General features: G+C 39.7%; 12 protein-coding genes. 7 read left to right on the top strand and 5 right to left on the bottom strand.

Going from position 1 to position 16,913, the window contains the following annotated elements:
- The first annotated feature begins 154 nt into the window (after positions 1–154).
- Together L2716_RS14980 and L2716_RS14975 are read left to right on the top strand one after the other, a co-directional pair.
- The gene (locus tag L2716_RS14980) at positions 155–1,870 is read left to right on the top strand and encodes an ABC transporter ATP-binding protein (protein ID WP_236337666.1); all 1,716 of its coding nucleotides are present in this window, start codon (positions 155–157) and stop codon (positions 1,868–1,870) included.
- Entirely contained in the window at positions 1,871–3,673 is a 1,803-nt protein-coding gene (locus L2716_RS14975) for an ABC transporter ATP-binding protein (protein WP_236337665.1), read from the top strand. It begins immediately after the preceding gene.
- A 122-nt stretch (positions 3,674–3,795) separates the two neighbouring features.
- On the opposite strand, the gene L2716_RS14970 is transcribed toward L2716_RS14975, so the two are convergent.
- Both L2716_RS14970 and L2716_RS14965 read right to left on the bottom strand, forming a co-directional pair.
- Positions 3,796–4,080, bottom strand: coding sequence for a hypothetical protein (locus L2716_RS14970; protein WP_236337664.1), 285 nt, complete (start codon positions 4,078–4,080; stop codon positions 3,796–3,798).
- A 293-nt stretch (positions 4,081–4,373) separates the two neighbouring features.
- A complete protein-coding gene (locus tag L2716_RS14965) occupies positions 4,374–5,714 on the bottom strand; it encodes an MFS transporter (protein ID WP_236337663.1) in 1,341 nt (446 codons plus the stop codon).
- Between the two features lie 180 nt (positions 5,715–5,894).
- On the opposite strand from L2716_RS14965, the gene L2716_RS14960 reads away from it, so the two are divergent.
- The 3 genes from L2716_RS14960 to L2716_RS14950 all read left to right on the top strand — a co-directional run bounded on the left by L2716_RS14960 (position 5,895) and on the right by L2716_RS14950 (position 8,807).
- Complete coding sequence (locus L2716_RS14960; RefSeq protein ID WP_236337662.1) at positions 5,895–6,542, top strand: glycosyltransferase; 648 nt, start codon at positions 5,895–5,897, stop codon at positions 6,540–6,542.
- Positions 6,543–6,966: 424 nt separating this feature from the next.
- A complete protein-coding gene (locus L2716_RS14955; protein WP_236337661.1) occupies positions 6,967–7,524 on the top strand; it encodes a DUF6944 family repetitive protein in 558 nt (185 codons plus the stop codon).
- Between the two features lie 86 nt (positions 7,525–7,610).
- Positions 7,611–8,807 carry a class I SAM-dependent rRNA methyltransferase gene (locus tag L2716_RS14950; RefSeq protein ID WP_236337660.1) on the top strand — a complete coding sequence of 399 codons (1,197 nt, stop codon included), beginning with the start codon at positions 7,611–7,613 and terminating at the stop codon, positions 8,805–8,807.
- A 773-nt stretch (positions 8,808–9,580) separates the two neighbouring features.
- Here L2716_RS14950 and L2716_RS14945 read toward each other — a convergent pair.
- Positions 9,581–10,804, bottom strand: coding sequence for a DUF418 domain-containing protein (locus L2716_RS14945; protein ID WP_236337659.1), 1,224 nt, complete (start codon positions 10,802–10,804; stop codon positions 9,581–9,583).
- A gap of 336 nt (positions 10,805–11,140) precedes the next feature.
- Between L2716_RS14945 and abc-f the strand changes: the two genes are divergently transcribed.
- Complete coding sequence (abc-f, locus tag L2716_RS14940) at positions 11,141–12,958, top strand: ribosomal protection-like ABC-F family protein (RefSeq protein WP_236337658.1); 1,818 nt, start codon at positions 11,141–11,143, stop codon at positions 12,956–12,958.
- A gap of 82 nt (positions 12,959–13,040) precedes the next feature.
- Complete coding sequence (locus L2716_RS14935) at positions 13,041–13,697, top strand: YdeI/OmpD-associated family protein (RefSeq protein WP_236337657.1); 657 nt, start codon at positions 13,041–13,043, stop codon at positions 13,695–13,697.
- A gap of 83 nt (positions 13,698–13,780) precedes the next feature.
- Here L2716_RS14935 and L2716_RS18420 read toward each other — a convergent pair whose 3' ends face one another.
- Positions 13,781–14,917 carry an ATP-binding protein gene (locus tag L2716_RS18420; RefSeq protein ID WP_236337656.1) on the bottom strand — a complete coding sequence of 379 codons (1,137 nt, stop codon included), beginning with the start codon at positions 14,915–14,917 and terminating at the stop codon, positions 13,781–13,783.
- Positions 14,918–15,322: 405 nt separating this feature from the next.
- The gene (locus tag L2716_RS14925; RefSeq protein WP_236337655.1) at positions 15,323–16,879 is read right to left on the bottom strand and encodes a glycine betaine uptake BCCT transporter; all 1,557 of its coding nucleotides are present in this window, start codon (positions 16,877–16,879) and stop codon (positions 15,323–15,325) included.
- Positions 16,880–16,913: the final 34 nt, after the last annotated feature.

Here is a 16,913-nt window from a genome sequence, read left to right as displayed (position 1 = left end):
TAACTTTTCAGCACAGTTATAAATCGGCGTGGTGGAAAAGTTTATGAACAAAGTATAAGCGCAACTAAGGTTCAGCCTGCGCCAGGGCTTGGCTTTGCCAAGTTTCCTTTATCCTGTATAATTGTACCAACTCAAGATTGGATCGGTGGATATTATGCGGAAGGTTTTTTCCTATTTACCTACATATAAAATTTCAGTTTCTGTAGCACTATCGTTAATGATCCTAGAATTAATTGTTGAACTCTTTCAACCGTTGATTATGGCTAAAATCATTGATGAGGGTATTGTAACAAAGGATATGGACGTTGTCTTGATTTGGGGAGGCGTCTTATTAGGCGTTTCTCTCATTGCTTTTGCAGCAGGTATAACCAACTCTTATTTTGCTGCTCATGCAAGTCAAGGGGTTGGACATGACTTGAGAAGAGATCTGTTTCAAAAGGTTCAAGCCTTTTCTAGTAAACACTTTCAGACCTTTTCAACACCTGGGCTCGTTACTCGACTAACGAATGATGTTACGCAAGTTCAGGGTGTCCTGTTTATGCTTATGCGAATTGCAATGCGTGCGCCGCTCTTTATAATCGGTGGTATCGTGATGTCCTTCGTTGTACATCCAGGTCTTGCGACAATTCTCTTATTATCCGTTCCAATCATGCTTTTGTTTCTCTTTTTTATCCTTAAAAAAGGTATGGTGCTTTTCAGAAAGGTTCAGGAAAGACTAGATCGGATTAACACAGTTATTCGAGAAAACCTTGCAGGCATTAGACTGATCAAAGGTTTTAATAGAGGGGCCTATGAGGAGAAGAGGTTCAAAGGCGTTAACCGGACGTTAATGGATGAAAACAAGAAAGCGTTGTGGGTGATGGAGGTAGCCATGCCTGTTGTCATGCTCGGGATGAATGTGGTGATCATCCTGATCCTTTGGTTTGGGGCCATGCAATTGGACATGAATACTGTTCAGGCTGGGGAACTTGTAGCGGTCATCAACTACGCGACAAAAATCATGTTCACGTTCACAGTATTCACATTCCTGATCATGAACTATTCAAGAGGGAGTGCGTCAGCTAAAAGGATTGAAGGCGTATTGGAAGAAACAACGGGACCGCTACATGCACCTGGCGAGGATTTGAAACCTGCATTCAATGGAGGCATTCGATTTGAGAATGTGACGTATCAATTAATCAATCAACAAACAGTCTTAAGAAATATCTCTTTTACGATCCACCCAGGTGAAACAGTTGGCATTCTAGGTGAAACGGGTTCAGGAAAAACGACGCTATTAAACTTAATTCCGCGTCTATTGGAACATACTGAGGGTAAGATCTTGATAGATGAAACGAACATTAACGATGTGAATATAGAATATTTAAGAAGTAGGATGAGTATCGTTCCTCAGGAGGCGCATTTATTCTCAGGTCGGATTGTTGATAATATCCGATGGGGTAAAGAAGATGCAACAGAGAATGAGGTCGTGCAGGCAGCTAAGGATGCACAAATTCATGATTTTATTGAAAGCTTGCCTGAAGGTTATGAAACATTGCTCGGTCAAAAAGGTGTGAGCTTATCCGGAGGTCAGAAACAACGACTTTCCATCGCACGGGCTCTTGTTCGGGACCCGGATATATTAATACTAGATGACAGTACGAGCGCACTTGATGCTCATACTGAAAAAAGACTCCTCACCATGTTAAAAGAAAAGGCGTGTACGGTGATTCTCGTCGCTCAAAAAATCAGTTCCGTTCGCAATGCTGACCAAATTCTCATAATAGATGATGGTGAGTTCATTGGAATAGGAAACCATCATGATCTATTAAGATCTAATCCGTATTATCAATCAGTCTATGAGTCCCAAATGGAAGAGGATGTGATTTAGATGCCTCCAAACCGGCGACATCAAGGAATTGGAACGAAGCCACCGAAAGTCGACAACGTTCTATCTACCGTGCTACGAATCTGGACATATATGGCTGGGGAAAAGAAACGGTTTATTGCCATCGTTTCTCTCGTTGTGATCAGTTCACTATTATCTTTAATTGGTCCTTATCTATTAGGTAGAGCAGTGGATGCGGTCATAGCTGATCCCATGACAAAAACGTTAATAGTGATGGTGAGTATATTGCTATTCGTATACGTCATGCACGCCATTGCAACTTGGCTTCAGAATTATTGGATGATTGGTCTGGCTCAGGACACGGTTTATTTGATAAGGAATCACTTGTTTTCACATTTACAGCGGTTGCCCATACTCTTTTTCCAAAAGCGGCAACAAGGGGATTTAATGAGCCGTCTAACGAATGACATCGAAAATATTAGTCGTACATTGAATTCTGCAGTTATTCAATTTACAACAAGTGTATTGACGATTGCAGGCACAATTGGCATGATGATTTGGCTCAGTCCTATTTTGACTCTGTTAACGCTAACGATTGTACCCATCATGTATTTTGGCATGAAGTGGATCACAAAGCGAACGAGTATATTTTTCAAGCAACAACAGAAGCAACTTGGTGATATGAATGGCTACGCGGAAGAAATGTTTTCTGGACATCAAATCATTAAGATGTATTCGCAAGAACAGCGTGTAATGGAAGAATTTGCTCAACAAAACAAATCCTTAAGAGAAGCAAGCTACTGGGCGCAAACTTATTCTGGCTTCATTCCTAAACTAATGAATATGCTCAATAACGTGAGTTTCGCAATCATAGTAGGTGCAGGAGGATTGCTAGCATTAAATGGTTTAGTTTCAATTGGTGTCATCGTTACTTTCACAACCTATTCTAGGCAGTTTACAAGACCGCTTAATGACCTTGCCAACCAGTATAATATGATTTTATCAGCAGTCGCAGGAGCAGAAAGAGTGTTTCAGATTATAGATGAACAAGAAGAATCCTCTCGTGATAAAACAGTCTCTGTTCCCGAAAAAGTGAGAGGGGACGTTACGTTTGAATCGGTCGATTTTTCATACGATGAAGGACAGCCAATCTTAAAGAACATAAGCTTTCACGCTTCACAAGGTGAAACGATTGCCTTAGTGGGACCAACAGGTGCGGGAAAAACAACGATTATCTCACTATTATCAAGGTTTTATGACCATGATCAAGGAAAAATACTAGTCGATGGCGCGGATATTCAAACGATCGATCGCGAGCAAATCCGGAAACAAATGGGCGTTGTGTTACAAGACTCGATGTTGTTTCATAAGACAATTAGAGAAAATATCCGGTACGGAAGACTGGATGCGACTGATGATGAGGTTGAGAAGGTTGCAAAAGCTGCTCACGCTCATGAATTTATCATGAAGCTCCCTGAAGGATACGAAACCATTCTTGACTCAGATGGTAAAGGGATAAGTCACGGGCAACGACAACTCCTTTCCATTGCTCGTGCGATGCTAGCGGATCCTGCCTTGCTCATTTTAGACGAGGCGACAAGCAGTATCGACACGGTTACTGAAATGAAGATTAAAGATGCGATAGATACGTTGATGGAGGGGCGCACGAGCTTTGTCATCGCACACCGACTGAATACGATTAGAAACGCAGATTGTATCTTAGTTTTGCATAATGGAGAGATTATTGAAAAAGGAAGTCACCGCGAACTCATGAACAGAAGAGGCTATTATGCAGACTTAGTTCAAGCACAAGTCAGTGATGCGAAGGTTACTTCAAATATGTAACCGAGCTTATTGTTAGCTTAATAAAAGAAAGAACCACCCTAGGGCTTTGCGCCAAGGGTGGTTCCTCTATTTTTTAGGCAGAAGATCTTTTGAGATACAGTTTCCAAGTGTTGTACCTACTCCTATTGATCCTTGTTCCGGTTCGTAACTTTCTTCTTCACACCTTTGTAAGCATCTGATGAAGTATCAACCGTTTTGTCGACAATGCCTTTTCCTGTATTGGAAATGCCTTTTGCAGCATCAGAAGCTGTATCGGATGCTTTCCCAATAATTCCACCTTCACCAGAGACTTTTTTGATGGTATCGTTCGCTGTATCGACACTCTTGTGGAAGACATCATTTACACCCTTTGTAGCGTTTTTTAGGATGTTCTTTGACTTTTTGTCGTTCGATTTTTCGTTACTCATCATGAACTCCCCTTTCAAGTGGATTTACTGTCATTATATAAGCGAAAAGTATAGATTATGACAAAAAATGTTTGAAAGAGGAGGGTTTTGGCTTGGAAAACTCTCGCTGAGCCCCTATGTGTGAAGGATATGCGCTATTCCCCACTTATTTTTCGATTCTCATCAATATAAGTTGAGAATAAGGGCTATTCCCCACTTATTTTCATGTTTTCATCAATATAAGTTTAGAATAAAGGCTATTCCCCACATACATTCCGTTTTCCACCTATATATGTTGAGAATACGCTGATATTCTATGCAGATGCTACTTTTTTCTTATAGCTTAATAAGAACAAGAATGCAATTGTCATGAGGAAGGCCATTGTGAAAAATGTGAATTGGAAATCAAACAATGTATAAGTGGAATCGTTTAACTCCAATAAGATTCCTCCTAAAACGGCTCCAGTTGCACTTCCTACGAACTGAGTCAATTGCTTCATGCCTATACCAGCTGCTGCTTGCTCTTTCGGTAGAATCTGAGTCACTTCATTCGTTGAACTTGAGGAGAGGCTAGAGAATCCGAAGCTTGTGAACATATATCCGACCATAATCATATACTCGTTAATCGGTGATAAAAAGCCGAAAATTAATGTTGATAAACCGAGTAAAAATGCTGCCCAAACCATGACTCGAATATTTCCATATCGATCGATGAGTCGTCCAACATAGATGGCTGCAACAGCTGAAAACATCGCTCCTGGGAAGATAATCATCCCAACTAATGAAGGTGACTTTCCGTAAATTTGCTCCAGCATAATGGGCATGAGCAAAAGAATAGCAAAGTGCGTACAAAAGCCGAGAAAACTAATGTAAAGAAGTTTTCTGTATCCTCGATTTTGGATGAGCTTTGGTTGAATAAACGGTATTTCAGCGCGTGAAATTCTTAACCAAAGAACATAGGCAAGAACGAGGAATGAGGCAATAAAGTACCACTCCCTAGTTGAGATGAAGAGTAGAAAGGATGTAATCGTCACGCCAGTCAATATACCACCGAGAACGTCGAATTGACCTTTGCGTATTCCTTCTGTAGGGAGCTGGTTAAACAAAATAGGTATGACCATAAGGACAAACAGTGTCACGATAAATAAATAATTCCAGTCAAAAGCATTTGTCATCCATCCTCCGACTACAGGTCCTAAACCGAAACCAAACGATGCTGCAGAAGCAATCATCGACATCGACTGTCCTCTGGTCCTTTTCGGTATATATCTACTAGCAAATACCATGGATAGCCCCGGTATTGCAGCAGCTCCAGCAGCCTGACATAGGCGTGCCACCAGTAGCCACGCGAAACTTGAGGCGAAGATCCCGAGAATTGATGCGATTCCGAAAATACCAATTCCAGTAATGAGTAAACCTCTTATCGGTAAATAATCTGACAATCTTGTATAAGTAATGGTACATATTGCAAGCACGATTGAGTATCCTGACACAATCCATGCGCCCTCTGACGCAGATAAATTGAAATCCCTAAGGATAGTAGGTAGTGCTACATTAAACATCGTCGTATTCATGACAACGAGTAGGACCGCCACACTCAAGATCATAATCGTCCGTTTATATGAATGAGATTGTTTTTCTGTTGCGTAATTCATTGGATTTTGCTCCTTCTTTTCGAACATCATCGAAAAACTATAGCATAGCCGTAGTCTTTTTAAAAACAATATGACTTCATTCTTCCGTTGACTATATTATGGGGAAAAGCAGTATGAAATAGTGACCTAAAGCCAAAATAATTAGGAAGATCATTCTAAAGTACAAAAGGAGACGCAAAAATGAAAACAACTTTAATTAAAGTGGCTTTAGTCATCTTTTCAGTTCTCATCATCTCTTCACCATACCAAGCAGATGCAAAAATGAATGAAAGGGTACAAGAAACGTATACCCAAAAAGAAGCCAAACTAATGTCTGATTTACGTAAATTGTGGATCGATCATACAATCTGGACGAGAAATTATATCGTTAGTGCGATTGCAAGTGCAGAAGACCAAGATGCTGCCTTATCGAGACTACTACAAAATCAAAAGGACATTGGTAATGCGATTAAACCGTACTATGGTGAGAAAGCAAGTAAGAAACTGGCTGAATTGCTAACGGAACACATTGTAATTGCTGGAGAACTTATTGAAGCGGCTAAGAACAACGATCAAGCGAATGTCAAAAAATACAATGAAGAATGGTATCGGAATGCAGATGACATTGCACAGTTTTTAAGCTCTGCTAATCCGAATTGGTCTAAGAAGGACTTGAAAGCGTTACTTGATGAGCATCTCGTCCTCACTTTAGATGAAGCGGTAGCGAGGCTTGAGAAGAAGTGGGAAGCAGACATCGAAGCGTTTGATAAAGGAGAAGTTCATATAATAAAATTTGCTGACGCCCTTTCTGAAGGCATCATTAAACAATTCCCGAAGAAATTTGAATAGACAAGAGCTCAGATAAGTCAGTTTATCTGGGCTTTTTTATGTAGGCTTTGTTAAATGATATTGTTGATTTCTTCGAAATTCACTCGCTTTCCGCGGGCGATCCGCGAGCCTCCTCACTTCGTTCCTCGTTGCGGGGTCTCGCCTGGCTCGCTGATCCCGCAGGAGTCTCGTGAATTTCCCTTCATCAACTTTTCTACAAGAAGCAACAGTATTCTTTAACAGAACTTTATATATATAGATAGTGGTTTGGCTTTGCCGAGTTTCCTTTAAGGATCTTCGACAAAGGACCACTACGCCCTGTAGAGAACTTCGAAGTCAATACATCCTGTGCCAGTTTGGTACCCAGGGCTTCCTTAATCCCTCGAACAGTCTCATCTGGACATGAATATGATTTAGAAAGAGATGCGAGAGGTGGGTGGGCTAAGTGGGCAAGCAGCAGGTCATTGAAATTACGGGTTCTTGGACGCAAGCAGTCGGTACAATTCTTGCTGCTATTGGAAGTACGCCTAGTTTTAACCTACCAAAACAAGTCGATAAAAACCTCCGCATTGTAGGGAATGCGCTTCAAGCCCTCGGAAATGCAATTCAAGCCGCTGGCAGCCCAACCATTACGCTAGAAACAACGGGTAATAAGATTCAAGTTGTGGGGAACTTGACGGTTATCTATGGCATAGTCGCTGACATCCCTAATGTAAAAAAACAGGAGTTTGAAATTGCAGGGAACTGGTTACAAGCATTAGGAGCACTCCTTGCTGTCTTTGAACAATTAAGTGATATTCGAAAGGAATTCATTAATATACTCGGAAATGTATTACAATCATGGGGGAATTCTCTGCAAGCAATTGGTGGTATTATCGGTTTAGAAGGAAACGACCAATTGAGTACAGCTTTAGATGTAAACGGGAGTTGGATTCAAGCATTAGGTTCCGTTTTCACTGCAGGGGGTACAACTTTTCAAAGTGAAGATGAGGGCGAAGATTGATAAACACCATTAAATGTGGACTCGTTTGGATAACATGATACTATGTAGGGAGCAAATTCATTTTTAAAAAGTTAGGGATGTTAAATATGACGCAAGAAATGACATTAACAATAAAATCGAAACATGCAAACAAATTCAATGAGGGCTATCCACTTATTTTTAGAGAATCGGTTGTGAACTTTCATGATTTAAAAGAAGAGGGCACGATACTCAAGTTGGTGGATGAACAAAAAAAGTTTATCGGTAGAGGATACCACGGCATTCAAAACAAAGGCTATGGTTGGGTATTGACGCGTGATGAAGAAGAACCGATTAATCAATACTTTTTCGAGCGAAAATTGAAAAAAGCCATAGATGCACGAGAGAAATTCTTTAATGACCCGAATACGAACGCATTCCGTTTATTTAATGGTGAAGGTGACGGAATCGGTGGTCTCACGATCGATTATTTTGATGGCTTCCTATTGATAAATTGGTACAGTGAAGGAATTTATCGATTCAATGAATCTGTTTTAGAGGCATTGAAAAGCATTTTTGAATTCAAAGGTCTATATGAGAAAAAGCGATTTGATCAAAAAGGACAGTACATAGAGGATGATGACTTTGTACTCGGAGAACGTGCACAATTTCCAATTGTCGTGAAAGAAAACGGGGTCCATTTTGCGATTTACTTAAACGATGGTGCAATGGTTGGCGTATTCCTAGATCAAAGAGAAGTGAGGAAAAGTATTCGAGACATGTACTCGAATGGGAAGACAGTCCTTAATACGTTTTCTTACACAGGCGCATTTTCTGTATTTGCAGCACTAGGTGGAGCGGCGAAAACAACAAGCGTCGACCTCGCAAACCGTAGTATGGATAAAACAAAAGAGCAATTCAGCTTGAACGAAATCGATTATGAAGCACATGAAATCCGTGTTATGGATGTATTCAACTATTTCAAATATGCAGTGAAAAAGAACATTAAATTCGATATGGTCATTCTTGATCCACCAAGCTTCGCACGATCGAAGAAACATCGATTCAGTGTAGCAAATGACTATAAGGATCTACTGAAGGATGCCATCGCGGTCACAGAGGATAAAGGTATGATCGTAGCGTCCACAAATTACGCAGGATTCGATATGAAGAAATTCAAATCATTCGTGGAAAAAGCATTTAAAGAAACGAATGGAAAGTACAAAATCATTCAAGAACATTCACTACCAGCAGACTTCAAAACAACCAAAGACTTTCCAGAAGGAGATTACTTGAAAGTACTCTTCATCGAGAAAATTAAATAACGAAAAGCAAAATGAACCGAGTGAAAATCGAATAGATGATCACTCGGTTTTTGTTATGATGAAAGCCATCTAATAAGGAAAATGATGTTAAAATATTTGAAGAGAGTATCTCTGTGACCCTCAAATCAGCAAAGTGGTGATTTCAGGGTGCGAGAGGGCATGTCGCGGGTACTGAAATTAGGGTTTTCGGAATTCAACTCAAATCGTTTCAAGGAAACAGGTGATTTTTTGAAATTATTTAAAGCGAAGCTAATAGGGTTAGGAATAGTGCTTCCATTGTCGGTAATTATCATTTCTACTCTATTAATGCCTGTGTTTGAATATGAATTTAATGAACTTACGTTAGAGATTTTGGCAGACTTTTTTTCAATGGTAATCTACGTTTATATTATTTCATGTTTGTATGCATTACCGTTTTCGATGATCACTGAGAAAATTTTAAAAAGAATCCCGTCAGGAACGAAGCTATTCAAGTTTATTTTATATGTCTTATGGTCCTTTATATTTTTTATCATTTTATTAGTGCCGCTGTTTGGTATGGGTATTTTCGCCTTTGTACCATTCCTATTACTTTTCGTGTACGAAGAATTACTGCTGGTCAATACAAGAAAATACTTCGTGTGGATGTCTTCCATATGTTTTTTACTTATCCTAATCGTACTTATTTTTAATTACTTCTGGTGAAAAAAAGGAGGAAATGATGCAATACATGATCGAATACTAATCACCAAAATAATAAACGCTCAGAGCATCCAACTCTGAGCGTTTTTCTTTCACTTACTAAGTTCCATTTGATTTTTCTTGAATGGTTGTTTTTCTTTATATGTCAGTGTACGCCAGAGCCATTCGGCTGGTCCAAATCGGTAGTGTTTCAGCCAGTACATGCTGAACACTAGTTGAAGAGAGAAGAAAGCGATTGAAATCAACATTCCGACGGTTAAACCAACCTTGTTATATAAATCAAAGCCTAAGGCGAGCGTGACCGCAAATACGGTCTGCAATAAATAGTTGGTCAATGCCATTCTGCCAGCTGCTCCAAGAGCACTGAAGAACTTTGTCAGTGGCGCTTTATGTAAGAACAGCACGACAGAGAAAATATAGAAGGTTGCGAGAAACAAGCCGCTGATCTGTTGTATGAGGTAGTGGACAGTATCCTGGTGGAATCCGTAATCGACGCCGTTGAGCTGCACGATCGCTAGCCAAATTAATAGAGGTACTGCGAGTAGACCGCTCATCACCCATATTCTACCTACAAGCTTCAAATGGGATGCGACGTCCGAGATAAAGCCTTTCTTTGCAACATATAAACCGAGTAAGAAAAGAGCGAGTATGAGAGGTGCACTAAACAAATAAAGTTGTATGATTGGCATAACCTCGTTCGTAAACCGGTAACCAATCAGCTCGCCATAGTTTGCACCCGTGTACATTTGAATCGTATCTGCAACTTTTTTAGTGCCGACTGTTTCATTCGTATATCGTAAGGATTCCATATAAGATTGTGGAATTAATAGCTGGGATGCAGTCATTGTGTAATAGAGGACAATCAGTGAAATTGCCCATATGAAAATTGTTTTTGCTTTCCGGTAATAAAATAGCAATAACAAGAAACCTGTCAGTGCATACGTATGTAAAATATCTCCGTACCAAAGAAAGATTAAGTGTAAGATACCAAAGCCTAGAAGAATAAAGAGCCGTCTAGAAAATAACTTTCTAGGTTGACTGGACTTCAATTCTGCTTTTGAAAGAAAGATATAGAATCCGAATCCGAACAAAAATGAAAAGATTGGATAAAATCTAGCTTGCACAAACAAATCAAAGAATAGCCTGACCCACTGATCGAAGCCCTCATATTGAATAGATAACGAATAATAACTCTTTTTGAAATCAGGCATGAAAAAAGTAGGCATATTAACTAAGAAAATACCAAAGAGCGCGATGCCCCTCAGGATATCGATCGTTGCGATCCGTTGATTCATAGGTAAAGGTGTTGGCTGCATTGTTGATCCTCCATGTCTCAAAGATAGGTTGTTCCATGTGAAACATTTTAACATAATTGTTGGAATTATCAGGAATATTGTGTATAATAAAATTACAAATTAGAGGAGGTATCGATCTACAAGCCATGAAGTCCCTAAACATTTTTCGCGTAGCTTAATACGAAAAATGACTCTGCCTGTAGTCAGAGTAATGGGATAAGTATGTCCAAAATCGATATCAACAAAAGCACGAATTGTTCTTCCTATGCATTTATTTAGCATGGAATCCATTTATCCTATCAAACACAGGCAGAGTCCTGTGTTTTTTTATTTTTCTTAAATGATGGAGGGGATTTTATGCTTATTTTAAAAGCGGTAAATATAGGAGTAGAGATTGAAGGCAAAACCATATTTGAAAATGCGAATATCGAAATTCATAAAGGGGATCATGTTGCGTTGGTTGGACGAAATGGAGTCGGTAAAACGACGCTCATTAAATGTTTAATGGGAGAGACATTACCGACGTACGGATCTGTTCACCATTACGTGAAAAAAGAGAGCTGGGGAGTTGTCTGCCAAGAGGCTGCACTCGATGGAGATATGACCGCACGTTCATTTGTTGAGCTTGAAACCCAACCTCTTTATGAAGCAAAACAACAACTTCTCCAGTCAGAGAAAATGCTTCAAAACTGTCCGGAAGATGCGAAGCGAATCCATATGTACAATCAAGCCTTACAGACCTATTTGGATTTGGATGGATATGACTGGGAAAGTAGCGTGGAACAATACCTTAGGCAGTTGGGTATCTCTGAAGCCCTTTGGGAGGTTCCTTTCGATCAATTAAGTGGTGGGCAGAAGACACGGGCAAAACTAGCTAGGGTGATACAACGAGACCCTGACTGTCTTTTATTAGATGAACCGACAAATCATCTCGATGCGGAAACGATAGAGTGGCTTGCTGACTGGCTTCGAGCATATAAAGGCACGGTTTTGTTCATATCACATGAAAGAGCCTTTATTGATCATGTTGCTAATGTTACGTATGAGTTGTCTTATGAGGGTACGAAAAAATACGTAGGTGGATATACCGAGTATAAGCGACAAAAAGATCATGAGTTTCGTTCTGCAGAAGCTGCTTATCAAAAACAGCAGGCTGAACGAAATAAGCTGATGGAAGCTGTAACGAACTATCGACAATGGTTTCAAAAAGCGCACGATGCTGCAAGTGAAAGAGATCCATTTGCTAAGAAAAAAGCGAACAAAAATATGACAAGACTAAAGGCAAAAGAAGCGGCGTTAGAACGGTTAGAAGCGAACAAGGTTAAGAAGCCGGAGCAAGCCACAGGTATCCATGTAGATTTAGTATCCCAAGCGTTTAATAGCAGGACATTTGCTCGGTTTGAAGATGTATCATTCGGCTATGAGGCAGGGGTGAATGTACTAGAAGGCATGACGTTTACAATCGAACGGGGAGATAGGATCGCTGTAGTTGGTAAGAATGGTACTGGGAAAACAACGTTGTTGAAGCTGATGACAGGAGCCCTACAACCTACGTCAGGAAATGTTCAACATCATCCCAACCTTCAAACTGGGTTTTTCATGCAAGAATTAGAAGGACTTCAAGGTGACGGAACAGTACTAGATCAAATCCTTCATTTACCAGGCATGACACAATCCGATGCGCGCACCATTCTTGCTTGCTTTTTATTTAAAGGAGATACCGTTTATAAAAAGCTCAAAGACTTAAGCATGGGTGAGAAGTGCCGAGTCGCATTCGTTAAGCTGTATTTTTCCAACGCGAACCTGCTCGTATTAGACGAACCAACGAACTACTTGGATATTGAGACGCGCGAAAGGATAGAAGATGCACTCGAATGGTATCAAGGTGCAGTCGTAATGGTATCCCATGATCCATATATGCTTGAAAAAGTCTCAAACAGGGTTCTTACACTAGACGATGGTTTCTACGATTATCGAGATTCTTATCAAAATTGGAAGCAGCATCATCGTCGCTCAACAGAAACGCAACACATCCATAATGAAATAGAGCGATTGAAGCTAGAACTATCCAATTTAATCAACCAAGAAATGAATACGGATGAGGAAGAGGACTTGATGGGCCAAATGCAGGCATTACACAAGCGAATTGAACAATTAAAATCTACTATCAACTAAGCAGATACGGTTGCTCTGAGAAAGGTAAGCATTGGATGGAAATGTGATAAAATGGATATGCATCAGCATTACACAGGGGGAGATGGATGTGTCGACGATTGTTGATAAACTAAAGCTATCTAAGTACAAAAACATGGCTGTTCTTAACGAGCCAGAAGAGTATAGATTATTTGAAAATCAAACGAAGGAATTGTCAAAAAACCATGATGCCATTTTCATATTTGTAAAAGACATCGAAGAAATGGCAGAGAATATAAAGTTAATTATTTCGAATGATGACGTCCTTACACCGAAAGGGTATGTCTTCATGGCCTATCCGAAAAAAGGGAATAAAAGATATGATACGTACATTCATCGGGATGAGATGTTCCCGGCACTGAACGTTGGAGAGGACGGGTACATTGCAGGGAGTGACATCAAATTCTCGCGCATGGTTAGTATGGATGAAGTTTTCACGGTTGTTGGTCTGAAACAAGAAAAGAAAAAAACACCGAAAACAGCCCCTGCCAGTCAATGTGTTGCGGACTATGAAGATCACGTGAAAGATGTCGAAGCTTTATTAAAAGATCATCCAAGCGAATTGGCGTTCTTTCAAAGCCTGACACCTGGATATCAAAGAGACTGGGCTCGCCAAATCTTTTCAGCTAAACAGCAAGCCACTCGTGATAAACGAACGAAACAAATGGTACAAATTTTATCAGAAGGTTATAAAACGCTTGATCTATATCGCCGAAAGTAAACATGGCAAAGACAATCATTTAGGTACATGCATATATAAAAAGTAAAATAAGCCATCCGTTGCGCTAGACGGATGGCTTTTTGTCAGTCTGTAGTGGGTAAGAGAATCGTGAAAGTTGTGCCTTGTCCGACCTTACTATGGACGTCAATAGAACCATTCATTCGTTTGATGATTTCATAGCTAACAGTGAGTCCTAAGCCGGTTCCTTGTTCTTTTGTTGAATGATATGGTGTACCGAGGCTCTTTAATTGTTCTTTCGGTATGCCACATCCATTATCTTGGATGATGATTTTCACGTATTTGTTTTGTCTTGTTGCAGCAACGTGCATCCTACCATTACTGTCCATCGATTCGATGCCGTTTTTCATAATATTAATGAACACTTGCTGAATTTCATGCTTGTAACACTTCATTCGGATTTCTTCATCAATCGCTTTAGAAATTTCTACATTGTTGATGATTGCATAAGTTGAGATGACTTGAATAGAATCATTGATGACTTTCGAGAAATCGACAACTTCTAGTGCACTTTCTTGGGGTTTAGACAATGATAAGTATTCGTTGATGATTGTTTGGGCTCGGTCAAGCTCTTCAATAGAAATCGATATGAAAGATCGATCTGTCTCAGGTATATCTTTACTCGTACTAAGTATTTGTAAGAATCCACGAACAGTGGTCATCGGATTACGAATTTCATGGGCGACTGAAGCGGCCAATTGACTAATAGCATTCATTTTTTCAATGTGTTCAAGCTCTCGGTGGAGAGTAATTTGCTTTCGTAATGTCTCAATAAGCATAATCACTGAAATTAATGTAATTAAAGTAACAAATGATAGAAATAAACTAATCGAAAATTGATAGGTATACCCTTCTTGAAGAAGGAAGATGCCCCTGCTAGCAGCTATCAGTAAATAGAATACAGATAAAATGATGACCTTATTCTTATTGGTTTGTTTGTGATACTTCTTATGTAAATAAATAAGAATGACGGAAGCTACGATATAATTCCCTAACGTCGGAAAGAACATAGTCGGATTGAGAAAATAGGTTAAGCCAAGCATAACGGCTGTAAGTGATAGTCCCGGTTTCATACCACCGTAAATAAATGCAATGATAATCGGGATAATCCTGAGATCATAACTAAATTCTGTAGAGTAAACGGCGGGGAGTGTCATAGTCAGTATGACTGAAAACAAAAGAATGAAGAAAAATTTAGACACAAAAAGATTCCCCCGCACGCGCTCATCTTCTCGCAGAAGTACGATGTAAAAGAGTGTCGGGAAAAGTATGAAAAGTACATTAACCAAAATATCTTTAACAAAAATCCACATAAAACAACCTCGTCATTTAAGGATTTTCTTACAAATGGTTGACTACACCATAAATGAAATAAACAGATTTTTGGACTCTAATAGATTTAATTCTTTTCCAAAGCCTCATTCACCTTTTTTCTCGCATGATAAGACACAACTTTAGTAATAAAGATGTGGAGAAAATGGTAAGAAAAATAGGTCTAATTTCTTGTTTAATAAGAATTGAAAAGGATGACTCATGAAAGTGTTTAGGCACTGTTCTTTGAAGAGTCATCCTAGATGTAAAGAAATATTTACTTTTATAAATAAGTCTTAGCTTCTTTTTGGACGAACCCGGCTTCTTTTAATAGTTGCTCGAATTTTACCTGGCTTCATCTTTTTCTTTGCTCTTTTTTCTTGAGCTAGTTCTGCACTAAAGGCTTTCACTAGCGCATACGAAGTGAACAATAGAATGACACCGAGCGGAAAAGCACTAATAATGATGGCGGACTGGAATCCTGCTAATCCTCCGGTATACATCAATACAAGGGCAGAGGCTGATAAGATCAAGCCTAAGACGATCTTAACAACGTTAGGTGGATTAATACTGCCGTACGTCGTTTGCATGCCCAGTACGAATGTCGCCGAATCGGCAGATGTAATGAAGAACGTCAAGATCAGTAACAATGTAACGACGACGAGTACCATTGTGAATGGAAGCTGTTCATATACAAAGAATAATGCAGTTTCTAAAGGTTGTCCTGATACATCAAGTCCTAGGTTGAATTCCATGTGAATGCCTGTGCCTCCAAAGATCGCAAACCAGAAAGCACAAACTAAGGTAGGGATGATCAAGACTGCTGTAATGAATTCTCGAATGGTTCGTCCTCTAGATACTCGGGCGATAAACGTACCTACAAATGGTGCCCATGCAATCCACCAAGCCCAATAGAAAATTGTCCATGATTGTAGCCACTCGGCATTATCTTTGTTGAAGGGTGCTAACCGTAAGCCCATACTGGCTAAGTTTTGTACATAACCTCCAAGTGTAGTCGTAAACAAATTTAATACGAATACAGTCGGTGCTAAAATAATGAACACGATAAACAAGATGAGAGCCAAACCAAGGTTGGCGTTACTTAAGTATTTAATTCCTCGTTTAATCCCTGTGGCTGCTGAGATCAGGAACAAGACTGTAACAATTAATACAATCATTGATTGAACGGTGAAATTATTTGGGATGCCCGTCAGGTAATTAAGACCAGCGTTAATTTGAGCTGCACCTAACCCTAATGATGCAGCTACACCGAAAAGCGTGGCAATGACTGCGATGACATCAATGGTTTTACCGATTGGACCTTTTACTTTATCACCTAATATTGGGTATAAGGTGGCACTTATTAAACCTGGATAGCCTTTTCTAAACTTATAGTAGGCAAGAGATAGTGCCACAATCGCGTAAATGGCCCAAGCGTGGAACCCCCAATGTAAATACGTATATTGCAATGCTCTTATTGCAGCGGTACTTGTACCACCCTCTCCAATAGGAGGGTTGGTAAAGTGAGCAATGGGTTCAGATACGCCAAAAAACAACAAACCAATTCCCATTCCAGCACTAAACAACATGGCAAACCATGTAGGTCTACTGAATTCAGGTTTATCTTCGTCTTTACCTAATTTGATTTTTCCATACCGGCTGAAAATCAAGAAAAGTGAAAAGACGAGAAAAAATGTAGCAGATAATTGATAAAACCAGCCAAAGCTTTTCATAAAGAAAGACTGGGTAACACTCATAGTGTCAATCAGATGCTGAGGTAGGATGGCTCCCCAAAGGACAAAGATGACTGCGATAACGATAGAAATCCAAAATACGCTAGATACTTGTTTCACAGGATAACCTCCGATTTGTAGTAAATTCTATCTA

It is taken from the genome of Pseudalkalibacillus berkeleyi, assembly GCF_021608225.1.
In the GTDB taxonomy this organism is placed as follows: Bacteria; Bacillota; Bacilli; order Bacillales; family Fictibacillaceae; genus Pseudalkalibacillus; species Pseudalkalibacillus berkeleyi.
The sequence above is the reverse complement of the archived record's forward strand: the minus strand, read 5'-3'. Positions and strand labels throughout refer to the sequence as shown.

Coding starts and splice junctions, on each gene's coding strand:
- L2716_RS14980 (WP_236337666.1), top strand. CDS start 155: ATGCGGAAGGTTTTTTCCTATTTACCTACATATAAAATTTCAGTTTCT.
- L2716_RS14975 (WP_236337665.1), top strand. CDS start 1,871: ATGCCTCCAAACCGGCGACATCAAGGAATTGGAACGAAGCCACCGAAA.
- L2716_RS14970 (WP_236337664.1), bottom strand. CDS start 4,080: ATGAGTAACGAAAAATCGAACGACAAAAAGTCAAAGAACATCCTAAAA.
- L2716_RS14965 (WP_236337663.1), bottom strand. CDS start 5,714: ATGAATTACGCAACAGAAAAACAATCTCATTCATATAAACGGACGATT.
- L2716_RS14960 (WP_236337662.1), top strand. CDS start 5,895: ATGAAAACAACTTTAATTAAAGTGGCTTTAGTCATCTTTTCAGTTCTC.
- L2716_RS14950 (WP_236337660.1), top strand. CDS start 7,611: ATGACGCAAGAAATGACATTAACAATAAAATCGAAACATGCAAACAAA.
- L2716_RS14945 (WP_236337659.1), bottom strand. CDS start 10,804: ATGCAGCCAACACCTTTACCTATGAATCAACGGATCGCAACGATCGAT.
- abc-f (WP_236337658.1), top strand. CDS start 11,141: ATGCTTATTTTAAAAGCGGTAAATATAGGAGTAGAGATTGAAGGCAAA.
- L2716_RS14935 (WP_236337657.1), top strand. CDS start 13,041: ATGGATGTGTCGACGATTGTTGATAAACTAAAGCTATCTAAGTACAAA.